Source organism: Haliscomenobacter sp., from assembly GCF_965225875.1.
GTDB lineage: Bacteria > Bacteroidota > Bacteroidia > Chitinophagales > Saprospiraceae > Haliscomenobacter.
On sequence record NZ_CBDDBS010000002.1, the window covers coordinates 3,718,446 to 3,744,137 of the forward strand.

General features: G+C 47.0%; 25 protein-coding genes. 8 read left to right on the forward strand and 17 right to left on the reverse strand.

The genetic code is table 11. The features are described from left to right. Nucleotides 1-12: 12 nt before the first annotated feature. The 9 genes from ACO08K_RS17190 to ACO08K_RS17230 form a co-directional block, all read right to left on the reverse strand. Nucleotides 13-216, reverse strand: coding sequence for a hypothetical protein (locus tag ACO08K_RS17190; RefSeq protein WP_421797647.1), 204 nt, complete (start codon nt 214-216; stop codon nt 13-15). 14 nt (nt 217-230) lie between these two features. Continuing rightward, nucleotides 231-785, reverse strand: coding sequence for an NADAR family protein (locus ACO08K_RS17195; RefSeq protein WP_421797648.1), 555 nt, complete (start codon nt 783-785; stop codon nt 231-233). Nucleotides 786-821: 36 nt separating this feature from the next. Continuing rightward, complete coding sequence (locus ACO08K_RS17200; protein ID WP_421797649.1) at nt 822-1,328, reverse strand: hypothetical protein; 507 nt, start codon at nt 1,326-1,328, stop codon at nt 822-824. Between the two features lie 11 nt (nt 1,329-1,339). Continuing rightward, a complete protein-coding gene (locus tag ACO08K_RS17205; RefSeq protein ID WP_421797650.1) occupies nt 1,340-2,071 on the reverse strand; it encodes a protein phosphatase 2C domain-containing protein in 732 nt (243 codons plus the stop codon). 26 nt (nt 2,072-2,097) lie between these two features. Continuing rightward, nucleotides 2,098-3,168, reverse strand: a complete 1,071-nt coding sequence (locus ACO08K_RS17210; protein WP_421797651.1) for a fatty acid desaturase family protein — start codon at nt 3,166-3,168, stop codon at nt 2,098-2,100. Nucleotides 3,169-3,305: 137 nt separating this feature from the next. Continuing rightward, nucleotides 3,306-4,178: an OmpA family protein gene (locus ACO08K_RS17215; protein WP_421797652.1), complete on the reverse strand. Its 873-nt coding sequence runs from the start codon at nt 4,176-4,178 to the stop codon at nt 3,306-3,308. A gap of 122 nt (nt 4,179-4,300) precedes the next feature. Next, nucleotides 4,301-5,227, reverse strand: a complete 927-nt coding sequence (locus ACO08K_RS17220; RefSeq protein WP_421797653.1) for a hypothetical protein — start codon at nt 5,225-5,227, stop codon at nt 4,301-4,303. Between the two features lie 27 nt (nt 5,228-5,254). Further along, entirely contained in the window at nt 5,255-7,369 is a 2,115-nt protein-coding gene (locus ACO08K_RS17225) for a hypothetical protein (RefSeq protein WP_421797654.1), read from the reverse strand. Between the two features lie 313 nt (nt 7,370-7,682). Continuing rightward, nucleotides 7,683-9,008, reverse strand: a complete 1,326-nt coding sequence (locus tag ACO08K_RS17230; protein ID WP_421797655.1) for a hypothetical protein — start codon at nt 9,006-9,008, stop codon at nt 7,683-7,685. A gap of 252 nt (nt 9,009-9,260) precedes the next feature. Between ACO08K_RS17230 and ACO08K_RS17235 the strand changes: the two genes are divergently transcribed. The 3 genes from ACO08K_RS17235 to ACO08K_RS17245 are packed head-to-tail and all read left to right on the forward strand — an operon-like array spanning nt 9,261 to nt 13,407. Then, on the forward strand, nt 9,261-10,385 hold the full coding sequence (locus ACO08K_RS17235; RefSeq protein ID WP_421797656.1) for a lactonase family protein: 1,125 nt from the start codon (nt 9,261-9,263) through the stop codon (nt 10,383-10,385). A 50-nt stretch (nt 10,386-10,435) separates the two neighbouring features. Continuing rightward, on the forward strand, nt 10,436-11,095 hold the full coding sequence (locus ACO08K_RS17240; protein WP_421797657.1) for a UDP-N-acetylglucosamine pyrophosphorylase: 660 nt from the start codon (nt 10,436-10,438) through the stop codon (nt 11,093-11,095). Nucleotides 11,096-11,148: 53 nt separating this feature from the next. After that, entirely contained in the window at nt 11,149-13,407 is a 2,259-nt protein-coding gene (locus tag ACO08K_RS17245; RefSeq protein ID WP_421797658.1) for a hypothetical protein, read from the forward strand. On the opposite strand, the gene ACO08K_RS17250 is transcribed toward ACO08K_RS17245, so the two are convergent. Next, nucleotides 13,408-14,880: a hypothetical protein gene (locus tag ACO08K_RS17250; protein ID WP_421797659.1), complete on the reverse strand. Its 1,473-nt coding sequence runs from the start codon at nt 14,878-14,880 to the stop codon at nt 13,408-13,410. It lies immediately after the preceding gene. A gap of 413 nt (nt 14,881-15,293) precedes the next feature. Here ACO08K_RS17250 and ACO08K_RS17255 point away from each other — a divergent pair, with 413 nt between their 5' ends. After that, nucleotides 15,294-16,064 carry an OmpA family protein gene (locus ACO08K_RS17255; protein WP_421797660.1) on the forward strand — a complete coding sequence of 257 codons (771 nt, stop codon included), beginning with the start codon at nt 15,294-15,296 and terminating at the stop codon, nt 16,062-16,064. A 132-nt stretch (nt 16,065-16,196) separates the two neighbouring features. Here the strand turns inward: ACO08K_RS17255 and apaG are convergent, their stop codons facing one another. From apaG to ACO08K_RS17270, 3 genes are read right to left on the reverse strand one after another with little or no spacing between them, the layout of a single operon-like run. After that, nucleotides 16,197-16,583, reverse strand: coding sequence for a Co2+/Mg2+ efflux protein ApaG (gene apaG, locus ACO08K_RS17260; protein ID WP_320031853.1), 387 nt, complete (start codon nt 16,581-16,583; stop codon nt 16,197-16,199). 25 nt (nt 16,584-16,608) lie between these two features. Beyond that, nucleotides 16,609-17,172 carry a guanylate kinase gene (gene gmk / locus ACO08K_RS17265; RefSeq protein WP_421797661.1) on the reverse strand — a complete coding sequence of 188 codons (564 nt, stop codon included), beginning with the start codon at nt 17,170-17,172 and terminating at the stop codon, nt 16,609-16,611. A gap of 1 nt (nt 17,173) precedes the next feature. After that, complete coding sequence (locus tag ACO08K_RS17270; protein WP_421797662.1) at nt 17,174-18,049, reverse strand: YicC/YloC family endoribonuclease; 876 nt, start codon at nt 18,047-18,049, stop codon at nt 17,174-17,176. 200 nt (nt 18,050-18,249) lie between these two features. Here ACO08K_RS17270 and ACO08K_RS17275 point away from each other — a divergent pair, with 200 nt between their 5' ends. From ACO08K_RS17275 to ACO08K_RS17285, 3 genes are all read left to right on the forward strand, one after another. Then, a complete protein-coding gene (locus tag ACO08K_RS17275; RefSeq protein ID WP_320031856.1) occupies nt 18,250-18,576 on the forward strand; it encodes an HU family DNA-binding protein in 327 nt (108 codons plus the stop codon). Between the two features lie 22 nt (nt 18,577-18,598). Then, a complete protein-coding gene (locus tag ACO08K_RS17280; protein WP_421797663.1) occupies nt 18,599-19,378 on the forward strand; it encodes a tetratricopeptide repeat protein in 780 nt (259 codons plus the stop codon). Nucleotides 19,379-20,038: 660 nt separating this feature from the next. Continuing rightward, nucleotides 20,039-21,598 carry an Rne/Rng family ribonuclease gene (locus ACO08K_RS17285; protein ID WP_421797664.1) on the forward strand — a complete coding sequence of 520 codons (1,560 nt, stop codon included), beginning with the start codon at nt 20,039-20,041 and terminating at the stop codon, nt 21,596-21,598. A 227-nt stretch (nt 21,599-21,825) separates the two neighbouring features. Here ACO08K_RS17285 and ACO08K_RS17290 read toward each other — a convergent pair whose 3' ends face one another. The 3 genes from ACO08K_RS17290 to modB all read right to left on the reverse strand — a co-directional run bounded on the left by ACO08K_RS17290 (nt 21,826) and on the right by modB (nt 24,286). After that, nucleotides 21,826-22,662, reverse strand: a complete 837-nt coding sequence (locus ACO08K_RS17290) for a DUF6089 family protein (protein WP_421798320.1) — start codon at nt 22,660-22,662, stop codon at nt 21,826-21,828. A gap of 89 nt (nt 22,663-22,751) precedes the next feature. Beyond that, entirely contained in the window at nt 22,752-23,627 is an 876-nt protein-coding gene (locus ACO08K_RS17295; protein ID WP_421797665.1) for an ABC transporter ATP-binding protein, read from the reverse strand. Continuing rightward, nucleotides 23,612-24,286: a molybdate ABC transporter permease subunit gene (gene modB, locus ACO08K_RS17300; protein ID WP_421797666.1), complete on the reverse strand. Its 675-nt coding sequence runs from the start codon at nt 24,284-24,286 to the stop codon at nt 23,612-23,614. The genes ACO08K_RS17295 and modB overlap by 16 nt, the downstream gene beginning before the upstream one ends. Before the next feature lie 121 nt (nt 24,287-24,407). Between modB and ACO08K_RS17305 the strand changes: the two genes are divergently transcribed. Beyond that, the gene (locus ACO08K_RS17305; protein ID WP_421797667.1) at nt 24,408-24,875 is read left to right on the forward strand and encodes a hypothetical protein; all 468 of its coding nucleotides are present in this window, start codon (nt 24,408-24,410) and stop codon (nt 24,873-24,875) included. A 130-nt stretch (nt 24,876-25,005) separates the two neighbouring features. Here the strand turns inward: ACO08K_RS17305 and ACO08K_RS17310 are convergent, their stop codons facing one another. After that, a complete protein-coding gene (locus tag ACO08K_RS17310; protein ID WP_421797668.1) occupies nt 25,006-25,479 on the reverse strand; it encodes a hypothetical protein in 474 nt (157 codons plus the stop codon). Nucleotides 25,480-25,692: the final 213 nt, after the last annotated feature.

The window sequence follows — 25,692 nt, forward strand, 5'->3', positions numbered from 1 at the left end:
GGTGCTCTGCACCTAAAAAGCCTCCTGCGGTCTAAACGCTACAGACGTTTTGGCGGCGCTGCCGCAGGTCGTTGACTCTAAAATTGTATCATTTTTCCTCAAGTCTAATCCTTTTACAAGTTTCAAGTCCATTGTCATGCTTTTATTTCCAAAAGCGTCGCCGATGGCCGTTCCCAATAAGGCCTGTTTGGCTGAATTGATTTGTTGTTCTTTCATTTTCCAATCTATAACTACCCCCTCAAAATATCCCTTGCTGCCATCAACGCAAAACCCAACAAATTCAAGCCCTCCCACTGCTCAGGATCTTGCGCTTTAGGGTCGCTGGCCGCCAGGCCTATGCCCCAAATGGGGTCAAGCGGACTTGCTTCAACAAGTACCCGATCCTGGGTATTGAGCAAAAAAGTTTTTAAGTCGGAGTCTTGTCCAAATTTGTGCACATTGCCTGCCGTCACCAATTCAGAACGCTTTTCCTCCCACTTCGCCTGTTCAAAGTTCTGTACAGCACGGCCCAGCTTTTTGGCCTCGGCAGGCGTTTTGGCCAGGATGATTTTGTCAAAAGTAGCCTGGTCATCAAAGAGCAGTGCTTTTTGCGCCATCATCCAGTGTTCGGCGCTGGCGTAGGTGACACCATCTACTACAAAGGGAGAAGAATCCCACCACTGGCTAAAACAGGAAGCGGTAATCTGGCCGTCTTTTCCAGGTTGGTGGCCCCAAAAAAAGAGGAATTTAGGGGTTTCCCCCATTTGGATTTTTTCAAGAAGCCAGGGCAGGTTGTATTGAGTCATTGTTGTATTTTTTATCCATAACTTAAATCCGGGCCTTCAGGTTCCTTCTTCATCTTCGATCTCCGTAATCAGGACTTTATTAAAAATGGTTTTTGATTTTGGTGCATATTCAATCACCAAATGGGTGGCCTGATCAATTTTGGGGGCGTCTTCGAGCAGGAAAGTGATTTTTTCAAAACTCTTCTCAGCTGAATCCAGCCAAATGTAATATCCTTTATTTGCAAACGATTTTTCCTTTTTAATGATCAGAAATGGCTCAATGGTTTTTACCCCAAGTTTTAAATCGTCATTTAACTGTTTCTGGACCTTATACTTCCAATAAAGAAAAAAAACACTCATCGCACTGAACGAAACCACAAAAGGCCATAAAAAACCATAAGTTTGATACAGTGAAGGGTCATTCCCTCTGCCAGGTAGAAAAATAATTAGAATGATGAATGAAAAAAAAGCAAGTATTTGGGCTGCAGTAGCTTGTTCATCTTGTTTGATACGGCCTTTCAGTAGTGCAAGGTCAGCTTCAGCAAGTGGTGAGGTTTCAGCCATGTCTTTTCAGTTTATTTCATCAATCGAATAATTGCCAAATCGTCCGTCGGTTTGACCCCATATTCCTTTTCCAAAATACTCACTTTTTTGTCCAGCATCTTTATTTTTTCCTCGTGTTGTCGGCTTTCCAATAAAAAATAGACGGGATCAGGTGCATTTGGATAAACCCCATTGTCAAAAGGTGCGAAGCTCAAAATGCCATCGCTACAAATGCTCAAGTCTTGAAAATCGGGGATATGCAGTTGTTGATTTTGCTGGGCAAACCAGGCCTCAAAATCCTCCTCCAGGTGGTAGCCTAAATAATCCGGTTGGTTGCCCTGGTCAAAGCTGTGCACCTGACCATTCTGAAACACCAGACCATCCCCAATAACGAGGACATGCCCGGCATTTTGCAGTTCGTCCCAAATCAATGAAATCAGGGTGCTGAGCAAGTCATATTTGTCAAGCAGCAGTTGGTTTTTGATCAGTTTGAGTTCCTGAAACAAACGTTGGACTATCGTTTTTACCTCCAGTTGTAGCTCAGGCTGGGCAGGCTGTTTGAGTTCGAGGTAACTTCGTTCCAGCGCGATTTTTTTCAAAATTTTGCCACACAAAGTGGCCGCAAAATAACTCTCGTTGCCCATGGTGCAACCATCCAATATGGCATACAAGTGGCGTGTCGTACCTAGTGGGGCACTCAGAATGTAGTCTTCACAATGGTTGGTGTGGTGTTGGCCAATGCACAGGGTTTGGGACATTTTCATGCCCCAATTTTGGCTTTTTTTCGGAATTAAACCACCCCGAGGTACTTCATTCTCCTAAAATGTGAAACCAGAGCTTCACCCATAGAGGCATAACACTTGTAATCCACGCCGTGTTGTGCACACACGTTTTGGACAATCTGGTGCAATTTCGGGTAGTGTACGTGGCTGATGTTGGGAAAAAGGTGGTGCTCAACCTGGAAGTTGAGGCCGCCACAAATCCAGCTGACGATTTTATTTTTTGGCGCAAAATTGGCGGTAGTACACAATTGGTGGATGGCCCATTCATTTTCAATGGTCAGATCGTGCTCGGTAGCGTCTTCAAATTCAGTGATTTCCACCACGTGCGCCAATTGGAACACCATCGCCAGTACAACGCCGCAAGCCATCGAGGCGATGAGGTACCCCAGCAAAAAGGTCACAAATTTGGGTACAAACAGAATTGGAATGACCAGATAGATCAGCACGTACATGACCTTGGACAACCAGAATACCAAATGCTCCTTGACATCAAATCCATTGATGTTGGTAACGTGGACTTTTTTGCTGAAATATTTTTGGAAATCGTTCATAAACACCCATCCCAGGTAAGATATAGCGTACAACACCAGGCAATACAGGTGCTGGAAACGGTGGATACCCATTTTGTGCTGCGAAGGCGCCAGGCGGAGCAGTTTGGTTTGGATGATGTCCGCATCAATGCCGTCAATATTGGTGAAGGTATGGTGGACGATGTTGTGTTTGGTCTTCCAAAAGAAAGCATTGGCCCCCAAAAAATTGAAGGTGTAGCCCAGGATATTGTTGACCGTATTGTTGTTCGAATAGCTGCTGTGGCAGGCATCGTGGCAAACATTAAAGCCCAATAAAGCCCAGTTGAAACCGAACAGGAGGCAAAGCAATACCCCTAAAATGATGGATTGAGGCGTAAAAAAAACCAATTGCACGTACAAATAAAGCCAGGAAGCAAAAAGAATGATGGTCTTGGTATAAAGTCGAGCATCCCCTTTGGGGCTGATTTGTTGTTTGGCAAAATACTGCTGAACTTCTTCGCGCAGAATGGCATAAAATTTTCCCGAAGGACTAAAAGTGACTTTTTTCATTGAGTTGATGCGAAACTGATGACTAAATGATGATTGGATTGGGCTTTAGAAATCGTTTGAAAAACAAAGGTAAATACATTTCAGCGCTTAATTTGTTAAAGCTGCTTATTTATTGTGATGCGCAAAAGTGATTAAAGTCACTTTCGCTCAGCCAGTTGGCTAATCTTGCGGGGAAGGTTTTCGACTGGGAAGAAGAGCAGGAATTCGATGCGGCGGTTGCGCGATTGCCCTTCTGAAGTTTCGTTGGATGTGCTGGGGTCAAACTCTCCCCGCCCCCCGGCAACGATGCGATTGGGGCCAAGCTCCTGACTATCTACCAGGTTGCGTACTACCGTAGCAGCTCGCAATGCAGTGAAATCCCAGCTGTCCAGGTTTTTGCGAGAGGCAGCCAGGTTGTCGGTATGACCAAGTACATGGATGGACAAAACCGGGTTGGCATTCAACAAAGTTCCCAGTGTTTTTAGTGCGGCTAAGCCAGCGGGTTCGATGCGATTGCTGACCCCCGTTTTGAACAACAAAGCCTCGGTAAGGGCGATCACTATTTTTCCATTCCGCACTTCTACACTGTACTGGGCCACCGGGAATTTGGCTAGGGAATCCTGAAACTCTTTGGCAATAACCTGCAAGGTTTCCTGCTCCTGTTTCAACACCTCCCGAATGGAAGCAACCTGGTTTTCCAATTTGCTGATCTGTTCGTTCTTGCTTTTCAATGCGTCACTGAGCGAAGATTCTTTGCTCAAAGCCTGGTTTTGGGCTTTGTCCAGTTCTTCCTCCAACTCATCCAGGCGCTTGAGGTATTTGTCCTGGGTGGCCAGTAGGGCATTGTTCTCCCCTTTGCGTTCGGCAATTTGCAGTTGCATGCGGGTGATCTCGTCCCGGCTGTTGCGCAGTTGTTCATTGAGGGTGCCAATCTCCGTTTTATAGGATTGCTCCATCTCCAGCACTTTTTTATTGGAAATGCCACAAGCGGAGAGTAGGGAGAGAAGGGCGAGGAGGTATATGGTTCGCATTGGAAAAAACAAGTTATTAGAGATGAGAGATGAGAGATAAAAGAGGCTACCGCAGCGTTATTGACAATGACCTTGTCCATGTCCCTGCGGTAGCCTCTTTCATCTCTCATCTTTCATCTTTCTTATTGTAGTCTAAAACTAGAGGCGCCCAACATCCCAATATCCGTAAACACCGAAACGCGGTAAAACCCATCGCGCAATTTTTCTTCCAGCTCGTGGCTGAAACTCAGGCGTTGGGTGGCGGTGATGTTGACGTCTTTGGCTTTTACTGCCATAATGTCCATGCTAGCACCATTGACTGTGGCTTTTTCCTGAATATTGGAACCCTGGATGGGGACACCTTTGTCGTCGGTAATGACCATGTACACGGGGCGAAGGCCCTGGTATTCCTGGGGTACATCGATCAAATCGAATGACACTTTAACTCTGCGTGCTTTACCTGAAGCAGCCGTTGCCTTGGGCTTGCGGGCTTCCACTTCTACCTGAAACCCAGAGGCCTTGAAGTTGGCCAGGGTCAAACGTTTGAGCTCGCTTTGCATGGTTTTGTTGAGGTTGCCCAGCGAGGTGTTTTCGGTGCGGGCACTGCTCAGGTCGCGCTCCAATTGGCCGGTACGTTCCTTGAGCTCCTGATTTTCGGCTTGCAGGTCACCGATGACTTGTTCAAGATTGGCTTTTTCGGCCAATAATTGCTGGATCTCGCCCTTCAGGCCGTTCACCTCATTGAGGCGATTGCTGCGGTTGGCTTTGATTTCTGCGTCTTTACGCGCCAGGGCACTTTGGGCATCGGCGAGTGAGCCTTGCAGGGTCTCATTTTCACCAGCCAAGGCTTGGTAGGCGCTTTCCAGGCTATCTACTTCAGTGGCCAGGTCTTCTTTGAGTTCATTGAGGCTGCTCAATTCCTGGCTCATGGTTTCGTTTTCGGCTTGCAGACTCGCTTTGGCTTTTTGTTGCGAGAATCCCCATGCACCTGCGCCCAGGGCACCAAGTCCTAAAATTAAAGCTACAATCAGTAAAATCCGCTTTGAACCGTTGTTTTGGCTGTTCTCCATAGTTGCTGCTGCTCGTTGGTTAGCTATTTAGTTTTTCGTCTCCAGCCAGGTCAAAACATCAGGATACATTTTGCTCAGGCTGCCCGCAGTTTCGCGACTCAATCTGATGCCGTTGACGAAAGGAACGAGCTCAAAGGTAGCAAAACCCGTTTGGTTACTGAGCTTGTTAAAAGCAGTTTTTGCCTCAGTGTAGCTATTATATCGGCCAATGGTATAAAAATAGGTGCCATTTGACAGGGATTTTTCACCCATCGCATATCTATCCTGGCTCAACAGCGGATTCTGCAATACGCTGGTACTTTGACCAACTTGAATGCGAAACACCAGTCCGCTGTCTTCAGTATATCCACTCAACCAGGGTTCGGTTTTGCTGCTGAGGGCCGATTCGCCCAGGCTGCTCAACTGAAAGGTGAGGGTTTTAAAATTGCTGGTAAAATCGGGTGGTGGCGGTATGCTATGCAGTTGTAAAGCGGTGGGTGAAACCCCTTTGCCAATGAGGTACTGTGCCAGATTTTCGGCACTTTTTAGCCCACCATATAAGCGAGAACTCACCGCCATTTCCTGCCGGGAAGCGGCGGTAATGACCAATTTGAGTTGTGCATTTTTTTTCAATACTTCCACCAATTCGTCCAATTGTTTGGCATCAGGGCCTTGCGTCCATTGGCCGTCCTGGTTGAAGTAAAAAGGTACGAGGTTAAGGCTTCCCCGGGGTACAACTTCTTCGCTTGGGTTGGGCTCGGCCAGGCTACCATCAGGATTGGTACGAGGCATTTTGGGTGGTGCCGAAGTTTGTACATACACCGGTGCCGGAGCACTTATCGGTGCCGACATTTCGTGTAGGTAATCAAAGAAATAGGCGGCGTAAATGTCCCGCTCGCCCAGCCCGTCCTTGCGTGAGGAGGCGAAATACGCGGTATAACCATCGCGAGACAAGCGAAAATGGGTGTCATCCCCCGCTGAGTTGACGGGTACCCCCAGGTTGTCGGCATTGGTCCAGCGGTTGATTTGTGGAATCAACAAACAACGGAATACATCAAAACCACCCATACTTTGATCGGGTCGGTTGGAACTGAAGTACAATACCTGCCCATTGCGGGAAAGGAAGGGGGTTGTTTCATCAGAAGCGGTGTTGATGTCTGGTCCCAGATTAACCGGGGCGCTCCAACGACCCCGCATCCAAACCGTTTTGTACAAATCCAGGCCACCATAACCTCCAGGGCGTTGGCTGGCAAAAATGACCATGGTGTCTCCTATGAATTGAGCGGAACTCAGCCCCGCCGTGGCTTCAACCGGCCCAATGAAAGGATCTGAAGACAAGGTGCGGCTACCCACCCGGAAGGTATCGATCAGGATTTCACCCTGGGTGTAGGAGTTTCCTTTGAAGTAAAAAAGCGCTTTGCCATTGGCACTGAAATCGTGGAGTACTTCGTGTTTGGGACTATTCAACAAGTGGTGCATGGCCTGAGGTGGAGTCCAGATGCCCTTGTTGACCTGAGAAGTAAAAATGTCACTGTAAAAACGGCCCATCACTTCGTCAGGCTGTCCAAAATTATTGCGCGAGCCACCCATGTTGCCGGGGCGTACCGAAGAAAAATAGATCCGGTCGGTAAAATTAGGGCTCATAATGGGAGCAAACTCGTCGTAAGGCGTATTGACGGTATTGCCCAGGTTTTCTACAATGGCGCGGGGAGTTTTGTATTGTAAGGCCAGACCAGTAGCACAACGCCGAATGTCTTCCCGAATGGTAGTGCGATTGGCATGGTTATTTGGAATCGCCTTGAGGTAGAGTTTGTAATACTCAATGGCTTTGTTAAACTCGTGGCGATCGTGGTAAATTTTCCCCAGATAGAGCCAGGTTTCGGGAAAGGGTGAACGCTCCGTTTCCAGAATGTGCTTTAACATGGGTTCCGCTTCTTTGAGCTGGTTGAGGTGATAATAACACAAGGCTAGCAGGAGTTTGGTCTCCTTGTCTTCCTGGCGGCTTTTTTTGATGCCCAGTAGTACACTTTGGGCGGATTGGTACTTATTGAGGTAGTAAAAATTGGTGGCTTGCTTTTTTCTATCGGAGAGTGTTTCCTGCGCAAAAAGTCCTACTGCCCCTAAAATCAATACAATGGTACAAATAAGGTAGCGCTGCTGCATGGTCAATCGGTTTTGTTGTGGGATCACATTTGTCTTACGCAGTTGAAAGGCAAATCAGATCTTTAACGTTGACGGAATAGGTGATATTTTTCATATGGGACGCATGAGCGTGGATGAAGGTACAAACTTTCAGGGTATTGGCACTGAGGAGAATGGACTTTTACCAAAAAATGAGATAGAGAGGGTAGAGACGCACGGCCGTGCGTCTCTAGGTGCTGTTAGGTATGGGTTGAAAGACGCACAGCCGTACGTGTAGGTATGGATTAAAAAGACGCACGGCCGTGCGTCTCAACAGGTCCGAAATTCGGAGGGTTTATTCCAAAGCCCGCATCACTTTGCCAAATTCATAATCGGAGGACACTGTTTTGGCGGCCTGCCGATAGGCTTCTTCGGTTTTTTCGTTTTTGGGCATTAAGCGGGCAATCTGCACGAGAATACCCGATTTTTCATAATTGGAAGACACTCCACTAGTGGCCTGGATGAGGCTCACCCACTGATCGGGACTCAGTTCCTTGTTGCTGATTTTTTTCATTACGCCTGCTTTTTCGTAATCCGAAGCAATGTTGTTCAGCAAGCCCAAAACCTGCTCGAAATCAACCCCGGCAGGAATGGGCTGATCCAACAAACGTTTGAGCACCCGGGCCTGCTCGTAGTCCGAATTGATCTGACTACTCACCTTGATCAATTGATCATAGGCTTGTTTATTGGGGATTCCTTTATCGATCAAACGCATGGCAACGCCTGCTTTTTCATAGTCTGAATGAATCAAGGTGACCACATCCAGCAATTTTTGATAGTTCTCCCCTTCCAGCTTGCCTTTTTCAATCATACTCTTGAGTACGCCAGCTTTTTCATAATCGGAATGGATATCACGAGTCAGGCTGATGGCTTGATCGTAGAGCTCGATGCTCAGGTTATGGGCCAAAACTCCTTTGAGGACTTTGGCTTTTTCGTAATCTGAATTGATGGTTTTGGCGGCAGCAAAGTAGGCTTGAGCAGCTTTGGGCTCGGCCATGAAACGCTCAGTGGATTTGCTAAGCACCTTGGCTTTTTCATAATCGGAGCTCATCAAAGTTCCCGCTTTTTCAGCAATTGTGCTTAGTTCTGCTGAAGCAAGCGAAGGCTGCTGCAACAAATGGTCCAAATAAATGCCTTTGGCGTAGTCACTTTTTAAAGTTTCGACCCGATTCAACACTGCCGAGCTGCCTCCTTTTTTATACAAACGCTCCACACTGCCCTTGGCGTCAATGCCATGATTGACCAAGTCTTTGATGATGTTGGCTAAAAATTGTTTGCCTGCTGCGGTTTCGATGGACAGTTTGGTGCCGCCATCGTACATTTCGTACACGATGTTGCCTTTGTTATCGGTTTCAGCGATCAGTTTTTGATCATTTTTTCGGTACAACAAACCACCTTTGGGATCAAGGCTTTGGATCGCAGTTTCGTCGTCATTGAAACGAACTTCGCCTGCGTATTTGATTTCAAGTGAGGTGCCATCGTTGTTGATGGTCATGTGGTGGGTGCTGAGTTTGCCATCCCCAGAATTGGAAATATTGTAGGAGCTACTTTGATTTTTCTGGCAATTGGCCGAAAGTACGACCAGGCAGAATAACAGTATGCCAAATAATTGTCTATTCATTGGTGCAGGATTTTGGTATACGATTACCTTATGAATTTTTCAAAATGCATTAAAGCATTAAGCGTGATGTAAAAACGGCGCTATTTTTATGCCAAAAAAATAATACTTTAGTTATCAAAATAATATACCTAAATAAAACCATGTTTTGTCCGATTTTGATACACCCGCTGTCCGTTTTTGTACCAAAAACTTTCCGCATACTCAGCAGATTTTATCCTATACTTGCTGTACAAACAAAAAACACTGCGCACCATGCTAAAATCCACCCTATTCTCTTTGTTTTTCATTGTGAGTTTGTTCTTGCAGGCACAAACGTATTATGTTTTTGTGGGAGCCTATGTGCCCAAAGCGCCCGATCAGGGGATCAATGTATATGTGCTGGATACCCTGAGCGGCGAATTGAAGCACAAAAGCCTTTGCCCTGACCTACTCAACCCTACCTACCTCAATTTGAGCCCGAATGGAAAAAACCTTTACGCCTGCACCGAAGCACGGGTGCTTAAAGATGGCAATTTGAGCAGCTTCGCTTTTGATAGCCTCAGCGGCAAACTCACTTTTATCAACAAGCAAAAAAGTGGCGGCGAAAACCCGGTTTATGTAAATGTTCACCGCAGTGGAAAATGGGTGGTGAATACCAATTATACCGATGCGAGTGTAACGGCGTACAGCGTAAATGCGGATGGCAGTTTGAATCCTGCTGCACAATTGTTTGAATACAAAGAAGGCAGCAATGTGGTCAAAGATCGGCAGGCTGCTGCGCACACCCATTCTTGCGTTTTTTCACCCAAATACGACCAACTGATTGTGCCGGATTTAGGGGCCGATAAAATCCGGATGTATCAATTTGATGCCCAAGCCACCCAACCGCTAAGCGAACTCGCCGGGGTCGCCTCACCTGCGGGTAAAGGGCCACGGCATTTCAGCTTTCATCCCAATCAAAAATTCGCTTATTGTGTTGAAGAGTTGAGTGGTACGGTGAGTGCCTATCGGTATAAAAAAGGGAAACTCAGTTCCATTCAAAATATTTCAGCGCATCCCCAGGAGCTCCAATCTGGCTTTAGTGGTGCCGACATCCATACTTCCCCCGATGGCCGATTTTTGTACGTATCAAACCGGGGCAACGAAAACAACCTGGTCATTTATGCGATTCACCGCAGCAAAGGGACTTTGAGCAATGTGGGTTATCAGCCGACCTTGGGCAACCACCCCCGCAACTTCACCCTGGATCCAACGGGTAAATTCCTGCTCGTCGCCAACATGAATAGCAACAGCATTGTGGTGTTCAAGCGGGATGTACAAACTGGGTTGTTGACCAAAATGAGTGTGACCGAGGGCATTCCAAGTCCATCCTGTATCAAAATCAGAAAATACCAGTAGCGGCGACCCTCTGTGGTCGCCAAGGTAACCGCGTAACCCAAAAAAATACCATGCACCCATTAACCGCCCAACTATTCGACCTCCAACACAGCCTCGCTGTCCCCTTGCTAAAGCGGGTATACTCCCCCTGGCAGGCCTTGCCCTTGATTGGGGCGTACCTACAGGAGTTGGCGACCCAATTGCCGGGAGATTACGTACAAATTGCTCCACAAGTCTGGGTAGGAGAGGGCACCTACATTGAAAAAACGGCGCTGATACAAGGCCCGGCCATCATTGGCCGCAATTGCCAGATTCGCCACGCTGCCTTCATCCGGGAACAAGTGATCATTGGGGATGAAGTAGTGGTCGGCAATTCCACCGAGCTCAAAAATGCCATCCTGTTTGATGGGGCACAAGTCCCTCATTTCAATTATGTGGGCGATTCTATCCTCGGGCATCGTGCTCATTTGGGCGCGGGGGCCATTTTGTCCAACTTCAAATCCACTGGGGATGAGATCAACGTGTACCTGGAAGGCAAAAAAATGGGCACTGGCCTGAATAAATTTGGTGCATTGCTCGGGGATCATGCTGAAATTGGGTGCAATGCAGTGCTGTTTCCGGGCACCATTGTTGGGCGTGGTGCGGTGATTTACCCCTTATGTCCGGTGCGGGGTTTTGTGGAGGCGGGTAGCACCTTGAAGAATGATGGAAAGGTTTATCCGCGTAAATAGAGGCCTAAAATAAGCGTCAAACATGCTCCTAAGGGCGATAAAAAACTTTATTTATGTACTTGTTGAATAATTTTAAGGCTATAGTATGGGGTTGCCTGTGTTTTTGGCCGATCATTCTGAGTGCTGACTGCGGCCCCAATTTGCAGGAATTTAAAGGTTTTTCTTTCCTACGCTCCACCATCATCAATGGGGCCACGGCGGGTGCGCCCTATGTATTGGGTTTCGATGTGTTGTACGAACGTTACGGGGTACAAAAGACCAACATGATGCAGGACAACCTCGACGAGTGGCACAGCCGTTACTGCGCCAAGGCCGAAAAAGCTGACATTTATGCGGTGGTGTACGACTGGCCGAAAAGTGACCTCGAAGAAGTGATCAATGGCATCACGGTTAAAAATTATGGGCTGAGTCCTTATTTGCGCGAAAATACCTTTGCCGCCTATTTGTATCGCTACGGCTGCACCGAAACCCTGCGCTACCTGCAATACACCCGCGATGTGGAGCCCCACGTGACCAGTACCGACCCCTGGGAGGACCGGCCCAGCAATCTGGCCATCATCAATAGCCTGATTTTGCGGGGGCGGGATGAGTTTATGAATTGCGCTTCCCACTACATCCGCTTGCGTTATGCTTTTCAAATCATTCGTTTGGCGCATTATTCCCGGCAGTACAACCGTACCATTGAGTTGTACGACTGGTTGATGCCCAAAGTGGACAACGATCCCAGTTTGATCGAATATTGGATTTTGGGGCATCGGGCTGGTGCGCTACAAGCCTTGGGGCGTTATCCTGAAGCGGCTTACGACTACGCCAAGGTTTTTTTGCATTGCCCCAGCAAACGGGAATCGGCCCTGCAAAGTTTCCGCATCAGCAGTGATGAAGAATGGAAGGCGACCTATACCTTGTGCAGAAGCGACCAGGAGCGCGCCACGCTCTACGCCATGCGGGCTTACCTCGACCGAAGCCGGGCGCTAGAAGAAATGAAACTCATCTACGAACTTGATCCCAAAATTGAGTACTTGGATGTGTTGCTGGTGCGGGAAATGCGGCGTTTGGAAAAACAGTTGCTGGGTCTGGAATTCAATAAAAACCGTGAACAGAACAAACGCTACCATAAAATCCCCCAACCCGGTATCGATGATTATTTGATTCAGGTACAGGAATTTGTCCAAAAAATCAACCTCGAAAAAAAAACCACCAACCCGGAACTCTGGGCCATTGCCGAAGGCTACCTGGAAATGGTTTCCGGTGATTTTTATGCGGCCATAAAGTCTTTTGAGCGCATTGAAGACGGGATCAAAGACGAGGCTTTACAGGAACAATTGAGGATTTTCAAGTTAGGAGCCCAAATTGGGGCCTATCAGGAAGTTGACGATGACATGGAAGATGACATAGCCACCATGATGCGGAGCAATGAATTTTTCCTCCGCTTTCCGTCCAAATTTATGCCCTATACCCGCGATAAACTGGGGTGGTTGTACAAACGCTACAACATGCCGGGCAAAGCCTTTTTGTCGTATTACCCCTTCCGCGATTTAAGGGTCAATCCCCGGGAAACCGAACTCAACGACCTCCTGGCCATGTTGCAACAACGGCGGCTCAATCGCATGGAACGCAATTTGCTCAAACAAGGGGATACCTTGCTTACCGTCAATGATATCCACATGCTCAAAGCCACGGTACTGCTGGATCAATACCAACTTGCTGCTGCTTTGGAGGAAATGAAAAAAATTGACCGCAATGCCTGGACCGACTATGGGGTATGGGCACCTTTTGTAGAGCGTTTTCATGATTGTGTAAATTGCCCCATTCGGGATACGGTTACATTTTTGAACCGGGGGGAGATCATTGAGCGGATGCTGGATTTGGAATACCGCGCTTTGGCCAATCGACTCGAGGGTGGGGTCTTTTTTTACCAAATGGGGCTGGCCTATTACAACATGAGTTATTTTGGTTCAGCCTGGCAGGTAATGGACAATTTTCGCAGTGGGAGCAGTTTGAAGCGACGCAAAAATGCTCAAGATCCCAACCTGGTGCCCGACGAACGTTTTGCCCTTGGCAATCGGGAGCATTTTGATTGCACCCAGGCCTTGAACTATTTCAATATGGCCCGACAGTTTACGGGCAGCCGCGAAATAGCTGCCCGGGCTACCTTCATGGCGGCGCGCTGTGAGCAGAATAATTTTTACTGGCGTGGAGGGACCCGCACTTACGAAAATTTCGAGATCCTCAAACGGGATTACGCCGATACCCAGTTTTATGCCCGAATTGTGGCTGAGTGCAAGTATTTCAAGTTTTATACCGCGCGTTGATCAGTTATCTTTAAACACCTGATCGATCTCTTCGATGCGGAAGGTCAGGGTGCGCGGTGCGTCATAAGGGATTTGATTGTCGGTGGCAGTCAAGATGATGTGGCGGTCGCCAATTTGTTCACAATAATAGGCATTCAGCATAAATTGGGGCCTCCGACCGGTAATCCTGGATTGCACCAAGCTGTGAATCAGTTCTCCTTTTTCCCCAATCCGGATGAGTTTATAAGGGGAACCAAATATATCTTCAATTTGAGTTTGGAGGAAATAGGCCGAATCACCTTTAATGAATAGGTTTGCGTCGTATATTTTATCCAAAAAACTATACCTCAGTCGGGGGATAATGCTGATGTACTTAGCCTTGGCCTGATCATCGAAGCGGATCAGCATGTTGGCATCGCCACTAGTAGCCAGGAGGTACATTTGCCCGGTAGCTTGAAGATACAGTTTATAAATGTTGTAATTGAAAAAACCAGTGGGAGTATAATGTTTCCCCAGCACAGAATCTTGCCGAGTCAAACGTTCAGCGTTTTGATACAATGCTTTGGGAAACTCTTCGATGTTTTGGGTGTAAGTCGCCGCGCCTAAAGGCATCTTTAAGATATAAAGGCCAGTCTCTACCGTAAAACGAGGCACTTGCCAAATACCGATCCCATAAAGTGTTTCGTCTGAAGCAAGCCCAAATTTCAAACTGGAGAAGTGGGCACCTTTAGCCAGTTGGGTACGCAATACCCTGGCTGTATCCAAATCCTTGCGCAACTGAACGGCCATGTGTTCGATCAGATTGGCTTTGATGACCGTTGCAGCCCCAATCCGACCAGCATAATTTTCAGCAAAAAGGAAAAATTCACCATTGTTGCGCAAAGCGCAGTTGTTGATCAAAAACCGATTGTTGAGGTAAGGTAAGGTGTATTGCTTCGACCATTGTTTTTCCAGCGAACGGTTGTAGACTTGTACATTGAGCCGCACCGAATCTTCGGAATAAGCGTAAATCCAACTATAAAACCCGATGTGGCTACTATCCGGAGAAATGCAATACCCCTGGTAGCTGGAACCACTGCTGGGTCGGGGGGTTGCCACCGCATCAATGAGTTTGCTTTGTTTTTCCACGAGCGTTTTGGGATCGAACTGCTGCAACAAAAAATTGCTGCGGCCTGGTCCAGGATAGTAAACTGAGGTCAGCAGGTTCAACGCGCCATTCCAGATAAAAATATCCTTCACCTGGGCTTTGAAGGGGCCCATTTTTAGGGAAACCAATTTTTCAGCTTTAGCCGCAGAGATATTGGAAATGCTTTGAAAATACAATTGCAAGGGGGCTCCGGTGCTGCTCCAGTTTTGTTGAACCGTGACTACCCGCGTAGGACTGACCGGGAGAAGCCGGCTGAAGATAAACACATTGGTATCCAACCGGGCTTGAGCAAAGGAAATGGAAGCAAATCCAAAAATAGTACAAAGCAGGACTAGTAGCTTCTTCATAAAATGCAGTTTAGCAACGCAGAAAAATTAAGTTCCCGATTTGGGTTTTGAATAGGCAGACGAACGCTTCATTTCAAGTGAGCTTCCTATTCAAAAGCCTCAAAAAAAATCGGGAAGTAATTTTTTGCGTCATTACTTAGGGTGGTGAATTTAAGCTTTGATTTGCAGTTTGGCATCATCTTCTTTCTTTAAGACTCCATTTCAGACCCAAAACTGACATTTAGCAGGCTTACATTGCTAATAAATTTAAGGGTTGTTTTGTTTTATTCACAAAATATGCCTTGTTTTGCAAGATAAAAGCGGGGATTAGGGCGTTCCTATTTCTAAGAGCATGTTAAAACTGCTCTAAGCTTGACTGGCGAGAGCGCCATCATGGTTACGAAACTATTCATTTTCAAATTAAACAGAAAAACATGCGTCTAGTACTCAACTTACTAGTAGTTGTTCTTGCGCTAGGTTCTATGCAATCTTGTGTTTCTAAGAAAAAGTTCGATGAACTGCTCGCCAGCAAAGAAGCAGCAGACAAGGCTTTGGCTGAAACACAGACAAAAGTAGCCAACCTGGAGAAAGAAAACGCTGACCTGAAAGCCCAATTGGAAGCTGAAAAAGCACGCTTAAACGGCGAAATCGCAAACTTGCGCAAAGATCTTGATGCCACTAAGGGTCAAATCAGCGCAGTTCAGCAAAAATTGGACATGAGTCAGGCTGAACTCACCAAAATCAAGAACGAGGTTAACGGAATTTTCTCTGCTTACAAAGGCAGCGGCTTGACTGCCGAAGAAAGAAATGGCCGTTTGTACTTGATGACCAGTGCGCCAATGGACTATAAGACTGGTTCTTACTCTCTGTCTAAAGCACAGCGCGCTGCAGTTGCTGAATTGGCAGGAAAACTGAAGAGCGATCCAAAGTTGAAAATTTTGGTTGAAGGTCACACCGATACTGATAAAGTACGTGGTGGTGGTGCTTACCAAGACAACTGGGAACTGTCTTCCAAGCGTTCTTTGGCGATTTGCCGCGAGTTGATCAAAAATGGTGTTAGCCCTGCACAAGTGGCTACTGTTGGCCGTGGCGAAACCATGCCTAAAGCTGACAACAGCACCAAAGAAGGCAAAGCTGCCAACCGCAGATCTGATGTAGTAGCAGATCCAGATATGGCTCCTCTGCTCCAAATCACCAAGCAATAATCAGCAGTAGAGACGCACAGCCGTGCGTCTCCACTTAGGCAAAGACGCACAGCCGTGCGTCTCTACCACAAAAAGAAAGCCGGGTTGTAGGTCGCTACAATCCGGCTTTCTTTTTATTGTGGAAAAAAAAATTTAGTTGAGTTGGAAAGGTGCAATCAATTGAAAAGCGGGAATGTCCACTTGGAACAGGTCCCCTGAATGAATGTTTTGCATCTCGTACGATCCCACCATACGCCCCATCCCGGTGTGCAAGTTGCACCAGGATACATATTGATGCGATTCATTGGGCTCCAACACGGGCTGTCGGCCAATCACCCCTTCACCTTCCACTTCCCGCACGATGCCATCCGAATCAGTGATGACCCAATGACGCCGCATGAGCTGCACCGTCATGTCGCTCAGGTTTTCAATCGTAATCCGATAGGCATGAATGAATTTAGCCTCCACCGGATTCGAATAGCTGGGTTGGTAAAAAGTTTCTACCGAAATTTTAATACCATTGGTAATGAGTGTGTCCATAACGTATGCTAGCTAAGAGCTCATTTTAGGTATGGATAAATCGGCGAACCACCATTTGGGCTTCGTCGAGTGCATCTTCCAGTACATCGTTAACCAAAACATGGTCAAATTTGTTTTCAAATGTAAGCTCTTCTTCGGCTTTTGCCAAACGCTTGCGCAAGCTTTCTTCATTTTCTGTCTTGCGTCGGCGCAATCTTTCAAATAAAGCTTCCTTGGAAGGTGGTTTTACAAAAATGGCCAATGACTGATCGGGGTAGGCCTTTTTCAGGTTGACTGCCCCTTTTACATCAATGTCAAAAACGATGTGTTTGCCTTCCGCCCAAATTCGATCCATTTCCCGGCGCAGGGTTCCATAAAACTGATCAGGGTAAACCTCTTGCCATTCGGCAAAAGCATCTTCAGCAATCAGTTTTTTAAACTCGGGTACACCTATATAATAGTAATCTTTTCCTTCCACTTCATTTGGCCGGCGCTTGCGGGTAGTTGCCGAGATGGAAAATGCCAACTCGGGCATGGTATTCAACAAGTGCCCTACAATGGTCGTTTTACCTGCTCCCGAAGGTGCAGTCAAGATGATGAGCTTGCTCATTTTACAAACAGTTAGCGACCTGCTCTTTGATTTTTTCCAATTCATCTTTCATCACAACCACGAGGCGTTGAATTTCGGATGAATAGGCTTTAGCTCCCAAGGTATTGATCTCCCGGCCAATTTCCTGGCTGATGAAACTGAGTTTGCGGCCTTTCTGGGTTCCGGGTTGGGTAAGTTCTTCAATGAAGTACTTGCAATGTTGAGCCAAGCGTACCTTTTCTTCGGTGATGTCCAGTTTTTCAAGGTAGTGGATGATTTCCTGCTCAAAGCGGTTTTCATCAATTTTTTCCTTGCCCAGTGATTCTTCCAGGTTTTGGTGCAAACGTTGGCGCATCCGCACAACCCGCTCGCCTTCCAGAGGGCCTACTTTTTCAAGGTTCTCCTGAATCAGTACAATCCGGCTGCGCAATTCCTCTTGCAGAACCTTGCCTTCCGAGGCACGGAACTGCTCAAATTGCTCGATGGCTTCCTTAATGGCCGAATAAACGTTTTCCCACTCTTGTTCTTCAATCTCGTCGTTGGCGGTGGCCACTACATTGGGCAAACGCAAAACGGCCTGCAACAAATCACCCGTTTCTACTTTCAATTCTGCACTGAGCTGCCGCAACTCCGTTACATACCGCTTGAATAACGGAATATTGAGTGCAAAGCCGTCTTCTCCCGTGGAAGAATTGATTTCCAGGGTAAAGTCGATTTTACCACGTTCCAGGCGTTCGGTCAAAATTTTCCGAATATCTGGTTCCTTTTCTTTGTAATGCTGGGGAGCCTTTAGCCTGAGGTCAGTGAATTTGCTGTTCAGCGACCGAATCTCTACAATAATCGTCTTGTCGCGGTAGTTGCGGCTTACCCTACCATAGCCCGTCATCGATAATAACATAGAGTTGAAAGTATACATTCCTCGTACAAAGTCCGAGGGTGCTAGGTGAGGGGCAAAGATAATGAATTGAAAATTAAAGAAAACTAAAGAAATAAAAGCGCTTTTAGTTTTTAAATAAGGAAGAAAATTACGAAATTTGCGACTCGCTTTCCGAATAAGACGGAAACATTTATAACTTACTATAAACCAAGTATATACCGATGAGAAAAGCTGATCTAGTTGCAGCAATATCTGAGAAGACAGGTGTACCAAAAGTTGATGTACTGGTAACGTTGGAGACTTTCTTCAAAGAAGTAAAAGGCTCTTTAGCCGAAGGGGAGAATGTGTACATTCGCGGGTTCGGTAGTTTTGTGATCAAAAGACGCGCCAAGAAGATTGGTCGCCACATCAAGAAAAATGTAGCGATTGAGATTCCTGAGCACTTTATTCCGTCTTTCAAACCAGCTAAAGTGTTCGTTGAGCAAGTAAAAGCCAACGTAGACTCTTTGCCGAAAGACAGCTACGACGAAGACGAGGACGAAGACTAAGCCTACGTAATAACCAGCACCTATGACAAAATTGCAATATGCTGTAATAGCAGCCGCTTTATTGCTGTTGCTGGTTCTCCGCTTCGGTTGTGAAACCAAAGCACCAAAGATGAAAGGCCTGGAAAAGTCCCGGTCACTGGTGGCACAAAACACGGACATCAACGTGCTCCTTCCTGCTGCAAAAGATAGCCTCGAGGCGAACGACGTAGCATTGGTAGAAGCATTGGAGGGTGAATTGGCCCGTCAAAGCAGTGATACCGCAAAAGTTGCGGTACTCAAACGCCTGGCGGGTGAGTGGTACAGTTTGGGCAACGCGGTTATTTCGGGGTATTATGCCCAACAAATTGCCGAATTGCTCAATACTGAGGAAAGTTGGTCGATTGCTGGAACTACCTTTGCCCTTGCACTACCAAGGTTGAGTGATCCAGCGGTAAGAGACTTCGCTGCTTCGCGTGCTAGCAAAGCTTTTGAAAATGCCATCTCTCTCAATCCTGAAGAGTTGTCGCATAAAATCAATCTGGCTTTGGTCTACACCGACAATCCACCACAGGACAACCCCATGAAAGGGATCCTGATGCTCCGTGAATTGAACGACAGCAACCCCGATAATCCGGCAATTTTGGTGCAATTGGGACGTTTGGCTATGCGTACGAATCAATTTGATCGTGCCGTAGAGCGTTTGGGGCGGGCTTTCGAACTCGACCCAAGCCTTACTGAAGCAGCCTGTATGCTTGCCGATGCATATAATGCGTTAGGCGACAAGGCCAAAGCAAATTCGTTTGCAGAAAAGTGTACCCAGTAGAGACGCAGGACCCAAAGTCGTGCGTCAATATTAGGTAATCAGGAAATAAATTTATTCACCTTTAAAAGGTCATACTATGCCTTGCGGTAAAAAACGTAAAAGACATAAGATTGCCACGCACAAGCGCAAGAAGCGTTTGCGTAAGAACCGTCATAAGAAGAAGAACAGATAGTGAACTGTGCTGATGCGTATGGTAATGCGGAGTTCTGGCTATTGAAATTAGCCTGACTCGCATGCATACGCAGCATATTTCATTGATCAACTTATTTTTATAAAGTGGCTCCGGAATTTGTAGAGGGGCATCTTGCGGCATTAGTCATCAAGTTTGTCATCTGCCGGAAAATCCAGATTGTAGGCCATGTTGCCCACAATCTGGATTATGTGCATATGGCCTACTCGAAAATTAAAAAGACGGCATTACCATTTTTTATGTCCAGCTTGGACGGAACCGGTCAAGATAAGAGCAGTTGTGAGCTTTTTAATGTTGATGTACTTTTTTTCGTCTCCTTGTTCAGCCCCAACAATACAGAAAAAGATTCCTCTTATTTTTGATTTCCATAAGAGCTAATGACCATAGGTACTGCCCGATTATTCTAGTTTACGCTTCACGACCGCATTTGTACGCTCCATGCAGTCCGGGTTGCCTTAAATTGGCAGTCTGTGGAAAAAGATCTTATTATTAATTCAACTCCCACAGAAGTCGAAATTGCCCTTTTGGAAGATGGCAAACTGGTGGAGATACACTACCAGAAAACCAACAACAATTTCACCGTAGGTGATATTTTCCTGGGCAAAGTCCGGCGTTTGATGCCGGGACTTAATGCGGCTTTTGTAGACATTGGGCACAAAAAAGATGCCTTCCTACATTACACCGACTTAGGACCGAAACTCCGTTCCTTGTTGAAATTCACCCAACAAGTTTCCAACGGACAATCCAACTCCTTTAGTTTGGACAATTTTGCCATTGAACCAGAGATCAATAAAAATGGCAAAATCGATCAGGTGCTCAACAAGCGCCAGAATGTACTCGTACAAGTACTCAAAGAACCCATTTCCACCAAAGGCCCACGCCTGAGTTGTGAAATCACCATTCCTGGCCGGTACCTGGTTCTGACTCCTTTCACCGACGTGGTGGCTGTTTCCAAAAAAATTGCCAACAACGAAGAACGCAAACGTTTGAAGGTGCTCATCGAAAGCATCAAGCCTAAAAATTTTGGCGTCATCGTGCGTACGGCAGCGGAAGGTAAAAAAGTAGCGGACCTGCACGAAGAGCTCTCCTACATGATGGAAAAGTGGGAGGAGATGTACAAATCCATGTACAAAACGGACGGCCCCGCCAAATTACTCAGCGAGCTGGACAAAACCTCCAGCATCCTGCGCGATTTGTTGAGTGATTCCTTTAGCCGCATCGTAGTCAACGACAAGGAGTTGTACCTCAATATCAAGAGTTACCTGGGCTCCATCGCCCCGGATCAGGTCAATATTGTGAGCCATTACAAAGGTACCAAGTCAATTTTTGAGACCCACGGAGTTACCCGTCAGATTCAGGCATCTTTTGGCAAAACAGCTACGATGTCCAGCGGGGCTTACCTGGTGATCGAATCAACGGAAGCCATGCACGTCATCGACGTGAACAGTGGCCACAAGATGTCCAGCACCAACGCCGAAGAGGCGGTGTCGAAGGTCAACATGGAAGCGGTGGAAGAGATCGCCCGCCAGTTGCGCCTGCGCGACATCGGGGGCATCATTATCATCGACTTCATCGACATGAAAAATCCGGAATACAAGAAGGATTTGGTCAAAGAGATGAAGAACGCCATGAAAAAAGACCGGGCGCAACACACCATTTTGCCCTTGAGCAAATTTGGCTTGATGCAAATTACCCGCCAAAGGGTTCGGCCTGAAGTGAAGATCGACACCACTGAGGTTTGTCCTACTTGTGATGGTACCGGTAAAACAAATGCCTCCATCCTGATGGTGAGCGATATTGAACGCGATCTGGCTTACATCCAGTCTACTCACCCCAAATCAAAAATCAAGCTGGTGGTACACCCTTACCTGCAAGCTTACCTGACCAAGGGTTGGTTCAGCAGCTACCAATGGAAGTGGTTCAAACAATACTTCCGGCGGGTCGACATCGCAGCGGATGGTACCTACCACCTGGGCAAATACCGTTTCTTTGACGACAACGACGACGAAATCAGGCTAAATGCCATGTGATGATGCATCCTTATTCCCACGAATGAATTTGTGGGTTATGGGAGAGGATTCTGGGGTAACCTGGAATCCTCTTTCTGTTTGGGCCATGGGGCAACCACAGCCGGTTCGACAGGATTGGAGGCCAATTATTAAGAGGGCGATGGCTAAACTCCAGAGTAGGCGTGGGTAGGTTTTTTTCTTGGTCACGAGGTTATTTTTATTTATTCCAACTTAAATTTAGACAAGCATTACGGCTTCGGACAAGCCAAATTTCCAAAATACCTCACAATCCCAATCTGTATAAACACCAAATTATCCTTGTTTTTGCTATTCCCCCGTTGGGAGCCTTCCTTGCCCAATTGGCTGCTGTCGACACCGGGAATCATGATGGAGCGATCAGCAAGTGCAGCGGCTACTTCACCCCGGCTGCGCAGGATGTCTTTTTTATCTGCATAAACTGTACTCACGTCATCGATGTAGTCGGTGAAGGCAGCCCGGGCACCCAGCTCCAGGTTCAGGCTCCAGGTTTTGCTCACGTCAATTTTCAACCCACCACCGTATACAAAACTGCCGCTCACGCTGTAGTATTCTTCGCCTTTGAATTGCCCTTCGGTACCCAATTCGCGCAAGTTGTAACGCGTACCGTCCAACTCCGCCGTAGGATTGTAGGAAAAAGCCGAAAAGCCTGCAAAAAGGTATGGGGTAAAAAACTCTGTGCGGCTGCCGTGCATGTAGGGCAAAAAGTTGACTTCCAGTTGGCCACTCACATCAAAAATTTCCGAGCGAAAACTAAGGTTTCTCGCCTTTTCAAAAGGATTATTCGAACGAGCATCATCACCACTGACGACGCCATACCCTCCCCCCATTTTGAAACAGATGCGATTGTTGAAATTGTATCGGGCAATGATCCCTCCTGCTGGCCGGGGATCACTCAGGTTGTAGCTGGTATTCAGGTCGCCAAAATAATAGGCTGTTCCCAGCCAAACACCGGCTTCCCAGCCTTTTTGGGCCCAAGTTGTAACCAGAAACAAGCTGAAAATAGCACCAAAAACAATCCGCAAAAACGGCTTTCCACTCAGAATCATAGTATGCACAGTCTTAATTTTGCATTAGGAACGATAAAAATTGGCGCAAAGGTACAGTGTCCGGTGTTTTTTTCGGTACAAGTTGTTCATTATGTGTTGAATTTTTCCTCCTCACACACTTCAAACCGCTCCGCCGACACCATCCGAATCCACACCTCCTGCCCGGGGGAATAGTCCGCAAACACTTTCGCAGGCTGCGGCGTCGCCAACTCATTATCCCCCAATTGCACCCGGATCAAGCCATTTTGCGGCTCCAACCAGATGGCACGCAGCAACAAACCCGTAGGCTTCGCTTCCTGAGTCAAATTTCCATCAATGATCTTTCCTTTTTCCAATACAAGTACCCGATCAGCCAGGCGTTGAATTTCTTCGGGATGGTGGCTAATTAATAGTGTCGTCAGTGCATACCGCTCATGAAGCAGGCGGATAAAGGCTTGCAAATGCTCCCGCATTTGGGCATCCAGCGCTGAAAGGGGTTCGTCGAGCAACAGCAATTTGGGGCGACGCACAAGTGCACGAGCGAGGGCAACCCGTTGTTGTTGGCCGCCGGATAATTCCCTAGGGTAAGCCGTTTTTAATTCCAACAAATCCATCACCTCCAACAATTCCTCAATCAGGGTCTGATTTTCGGTTTTAGGCAAGGCAAACCGCAAATTTTGCAACACACTCATGTTGGGAAAAAGTGCATAATCCTGGAATACCACCCCAATCGAACGCTGCTGAGGAGCTAAAAAAACACCTTGTGCGGAATCCTGCCACAACTCACCTTGCACCATCAAACGCCCTTTGGCTCTTTTCTCCAGTCCGGCCAGGATGCGCAGAATCGTCGTTTTACCGCTGCCTGATGGCCCGGTCAAAGCCAGTAGCTCCCTTTGGTAAAGCTGCAAATCGACCTCCAGGTGGAAGGAGCGTTGGGAATCCTTCAGCTGTAAACTACAATTGAGGCTGCTTATCGAGTGATCCATTGTTGTGAGCGGCGATTGAAACGGAAAAATAGCACCAAAAAAACAAAAGTGAGCACAACCATACTGAGGGCATACTGATTGGCAGCAGCAAAATTGAGCGCTTCCACTTCGTCATAGATGGCAATCGACGCCACCCGCGTAACTGAAGGAATATTCCCCCCAATCATCAATACCACCCCAAACTCCCCTACTGTATGCGCAAAAGACAATACGATCCCACTCAGCAAGGCTGAGCGAATGTTGGGCAACAACACCCGCCACAAGGTGACCCAGGTCGATTTGCCCAGGGTATAGGAAGCCTCCGCCAAATGCGGCGGTAAATGTTCAAATCCCGATTGCAATGGTTGTACCATGAAGGGAAAACTGTAAATGACTGAGCCCAAGACCAGACCTTCAAAAGTAAACACCATCCGAACATCCAGGTTGTTTTGCAGCCACTCCCCCAAAGCACTATTGGGACTAAAGGCCAGCAACAAATAAAACCCAATCACCGTAGGTGGCAACACCAATGGTAAACTAACCAGGGCCTCAAAAACGGGTTTTAAAAAACTGCGGGTGTACGCCAAACGGTAGGCAATGGGAATGCCCAAAACCAGCAAAATGACGGTGGTGACACCAGCCAGGCGTAGTGTGAGCAATAAGGTATTGAAAAAATCCATCTACTAAAAGTGCATTAGGTGTTCAAATTAGGGGCTTTTAGGAAAAATACAGCAGATTTGACCAAGTATTTTCCCAAGCCTTGTTACCTTAATGCTATAAAACATCAAAAACTTCTATACCATGCTCAACATGCTCAGATTATGCGCTTGCCTGACTTTGGCAATCACTTTTGTGGCTTGCCAACCTAAAGCCAAACCAAGCACCGAGGAAGAAACCAGCACAGAAGGCGAATTCACTGTCGAAGACGGAACAACCTGTTACCTGTATACTGAAGGGCAGGATTCTACGTACCTGACTTTAACAGTTGAAGGCACCAAAGTAACGGGTTACATGGCCTGGGAACCCTGGGAAAAAGATGGTGCCCGTGGCAACCTCTCTGGCACCCTCGAAGGCAACAAAGTAACCGCCGATTGGGACTACGTAATTGAGGGCAGTGAACAAGCCGAGCAAAAAATCTTCGTCATTGAAGCTGATGCAGTAGGCGAAATGACCGGAGAACTCACCGAAGGCCCCGGCGGGAAATTAGTAATAAAAGACCCCGCCAATGCAAAGATTGGTACCTATTTGGGGAAGGTGGAATGCCAGTAAAGGTTGAGGCGCAACGCACTGTAGAGACGCACGGCCGTGCGTCTCTGCTATTCTGAATCATTCAGGAGACGCACCGCCGTGCGTCTCTACCGTCTGGCAACATCCGTAATTGTTCGATTTTTTCCTGCGTCTAATTGAACTGATCCAAACAATCAATCACTGCCTTCAAGGTCACAAACATCGGCTCGCGGCCTTCTTTGGTGACCGGGGTATCGTCGTCATCCAGAAGCGCATCCTCCACAAAAGCCAACAAATCTTCTTGTTTGGTGGCTTCAAAAAAAGGATCGAGTCGATCGCGGAATTTTTTGCCCACACTGGCTTCCAACGTCTCCCAACTGGCTTCTTCCGCATCGGAAATAGCCGAGGCTGGGACAGGCTTGATGTTTTCAACCTTGGTCCGCACTGCTTCCCAAATGATCAGGAGCAGGTACAAAAGGAAATCCTTCTCGTCTTCATTGAAGGTAGCCTCGTCTTCTGCAAACAGATAAGACATCATTTCAGCCTGTTGGCTTTCAATGGATGCCAATGCAGCATCGTAGCGCTCATCAGAATCACTGATGGCGTCAATGGCGAGGTCGATGGTTTTTTCGTCGATAAAAAGCATGATCAAATTGCTTGGTTCGATGTTTCCAGATGGAAACACCTGATGGCTCAAAGAACGATAAAACCCTTTATTTATGCAAACTATTGTACTTAAGTAGTGGGCAAAAATAAATGTTCATTTTTCCTGAGCCATAGGATTAGATAAGGCACTTAAATTGAACCGTTTACTTATATAATCCCCTGGCAAAATGAACATTTATTTTTTTATCGCCCC

Excerpts from the sequence above, each read along its gene's own strand:
- apaG (WP_320031853.1), bottom strand. The coding sequence starts at position 16,583 with ATGGACACACTCATTACCAATGGTATTAAAATTTCGGTAGAAACTTTT.
- gmk (WP_421797661.1), bottom strand. The coding sequence starts at position 17,172 with ATGAGCAAGCTCATCATCTTGACTGCACCTTCGGGAGCAGGTAAAACG.
- ACO08K_RS17220 (WP_421797653.1), bottom strand. The coding sequence starts at position 5,227 with ATGGAGAACAGCCAAAACAACGGTTCAAAGCGGATTTTACTGATTGTA.
- ACO08K_RS17280 (WP_421797663.1), top strand. The coding sequence starts at position 18,599 with ATGACAAAATTGCAATATGCTGTAATAGCAGCCGCTTTATTGCTGTTG.
- ACO08K_RS17230 (WP_421797655.1), bottom strand. The coding sequence starts at position 9,008 with ATGAATAGACAATTATTTGGCATACTGTTATTCTGCCTGGTCGTACTT.
- ACO08K_RS17205 (WP_421797650.1), bottom strand. The coding sequence starts at position 2,071 with ATGAAAATGTCCCAAACCCTGTGCATTGGCCAACACCACACCAACCAT.
- ACO08K_RS17290 (WP_421798320.1), bottom strand. The coding sequence starts at position 22,662 with ATGATTCTGAGTGGAAAGCCGTTTTTGCGGATTGTTTTTGGTGCTATT.
- ACO08K_RS17225 (WP_421797654.1), bottom strand. The coding sequence starts at position 7,369 with ATGCAGCAGCGCTACCTTATTTGTACCATTGTATTGATTTTAGGGGCA.
- ACO08K_RS17295 (WP_421797665.1), bottom strand. The coding sequence starts at position 23,627 with ATGGATCACTCGATAAGCAGCCTCAATTGTAGTTTACAGCTGAAGGAT.
- ACO08K_RS17235 (WP_421797656.1), top strand. The coding sequence starts at position 9,261 with ATGCTAAAATCCACCCTATTCTCTTTGTTTTTCATTGTGAGTTTGTTC.
- ACO08K_RS17255 (WP_421797660.1), top strand. The coding sequence starts at position 15,294 with ATGCGTCTAGTACTCAACTTACTAGTAGTTGTTCTTGCGCTAGGTTCT.
- ACO08K_RS17245 (WP_421797658.1), top strand. The coding sequence starts at position 11,149 with ATGTACTTGTTGAATAATTTTAAGGCTATAGTATGGGGTTGCCTGTGT.
- ACO08K_RS17200 (WP_421797649.1), bottom strand. The coding sequence starts at position 1,328 with ATGGCTGAAACCTCACCACTTGCTGAAGCTGACCTTGCACTACTGAAA.
- ACO08K_RS17190 (WP_421797647.1), bottom strand. The coding sequence starts at position 216 with ATGAAAGAACAACAAATCAATTCAGCCAAACAGGCCTTATTGGGAACG.
- ACO08K_RS17275 (WP_320031856.1), top strand. The coding sequence starts at position 18,250 with ATGAGAAAAGCTGATCTAGTTGCAGCAATATCTGAGAAGACAGGTGTA.
- ACO08K_RS17215 (WP_421797652.1), bottom strand. The coding sequence starts at position 4,178 with ATGCGAACCATATACCTCCTCGCCCTTCTCTCCCTACTCTCCGCTTGT.
- ACO08K_RS17310 (WP_421797668.1), bottom strand. The coding sequence starts at position 25,479 with ATGCTTTTTATCGACGAAAAAACCATCGACCTCGCCATTGACGCCATC.
- modB (WP_421797666.1), bottom strand. The coding sequence starts at position 24,286 with ATGGATTTTTTCAATACCTTATTGCTCACACTACGCCTGGCTGGTGTC.
- ACO08K_RS17250 (WP_421797659.1), bottom strand. The coding sequence starts at position 14,880 with ATGAAGAAGCTACTAGTCCTGCTTTGTACTATTTTTGGATTTGCTTCC.
- ACO08K_RS17195 (WP_421797648.1), bottom strand. The coding sequence starts at position 785 with ATGACTCAATACAACCTGCCCTGGCTTCTTGAAAAAATCCAAATGGGG.
- ACO08K_RS17240 (WP_421797657.1), top strand. The coding sequence starts at position 10,436 with ATGCACCCATTAACCGCCCAACTATTCGACCTCCAACACAGCCTCGCT.
- ACO08K_RS17305 (WP_421797667.1), top strand. The coding sequence starts at position 24,408 with ATGCTCAACATGCTCAGATTATGCGCTTGCCTGACTTTGGCAATCACT.
- ACO08K_RS17210 (WP_421797651.1), bottom strand. The coding sequence starts at position 3,168 with ATGAAAAAAGTCACTTTTAGTCCTTCGGGAAAATTTTATGCCATTCTG.
- ACO08K_RS17270 (WP_421797662.1), bottom strand. The coding sequence starts at position 18,049 with ATGTTATTATCGATGACGGGCTATGGTAGGGTAAGCCGCAACTACCGC.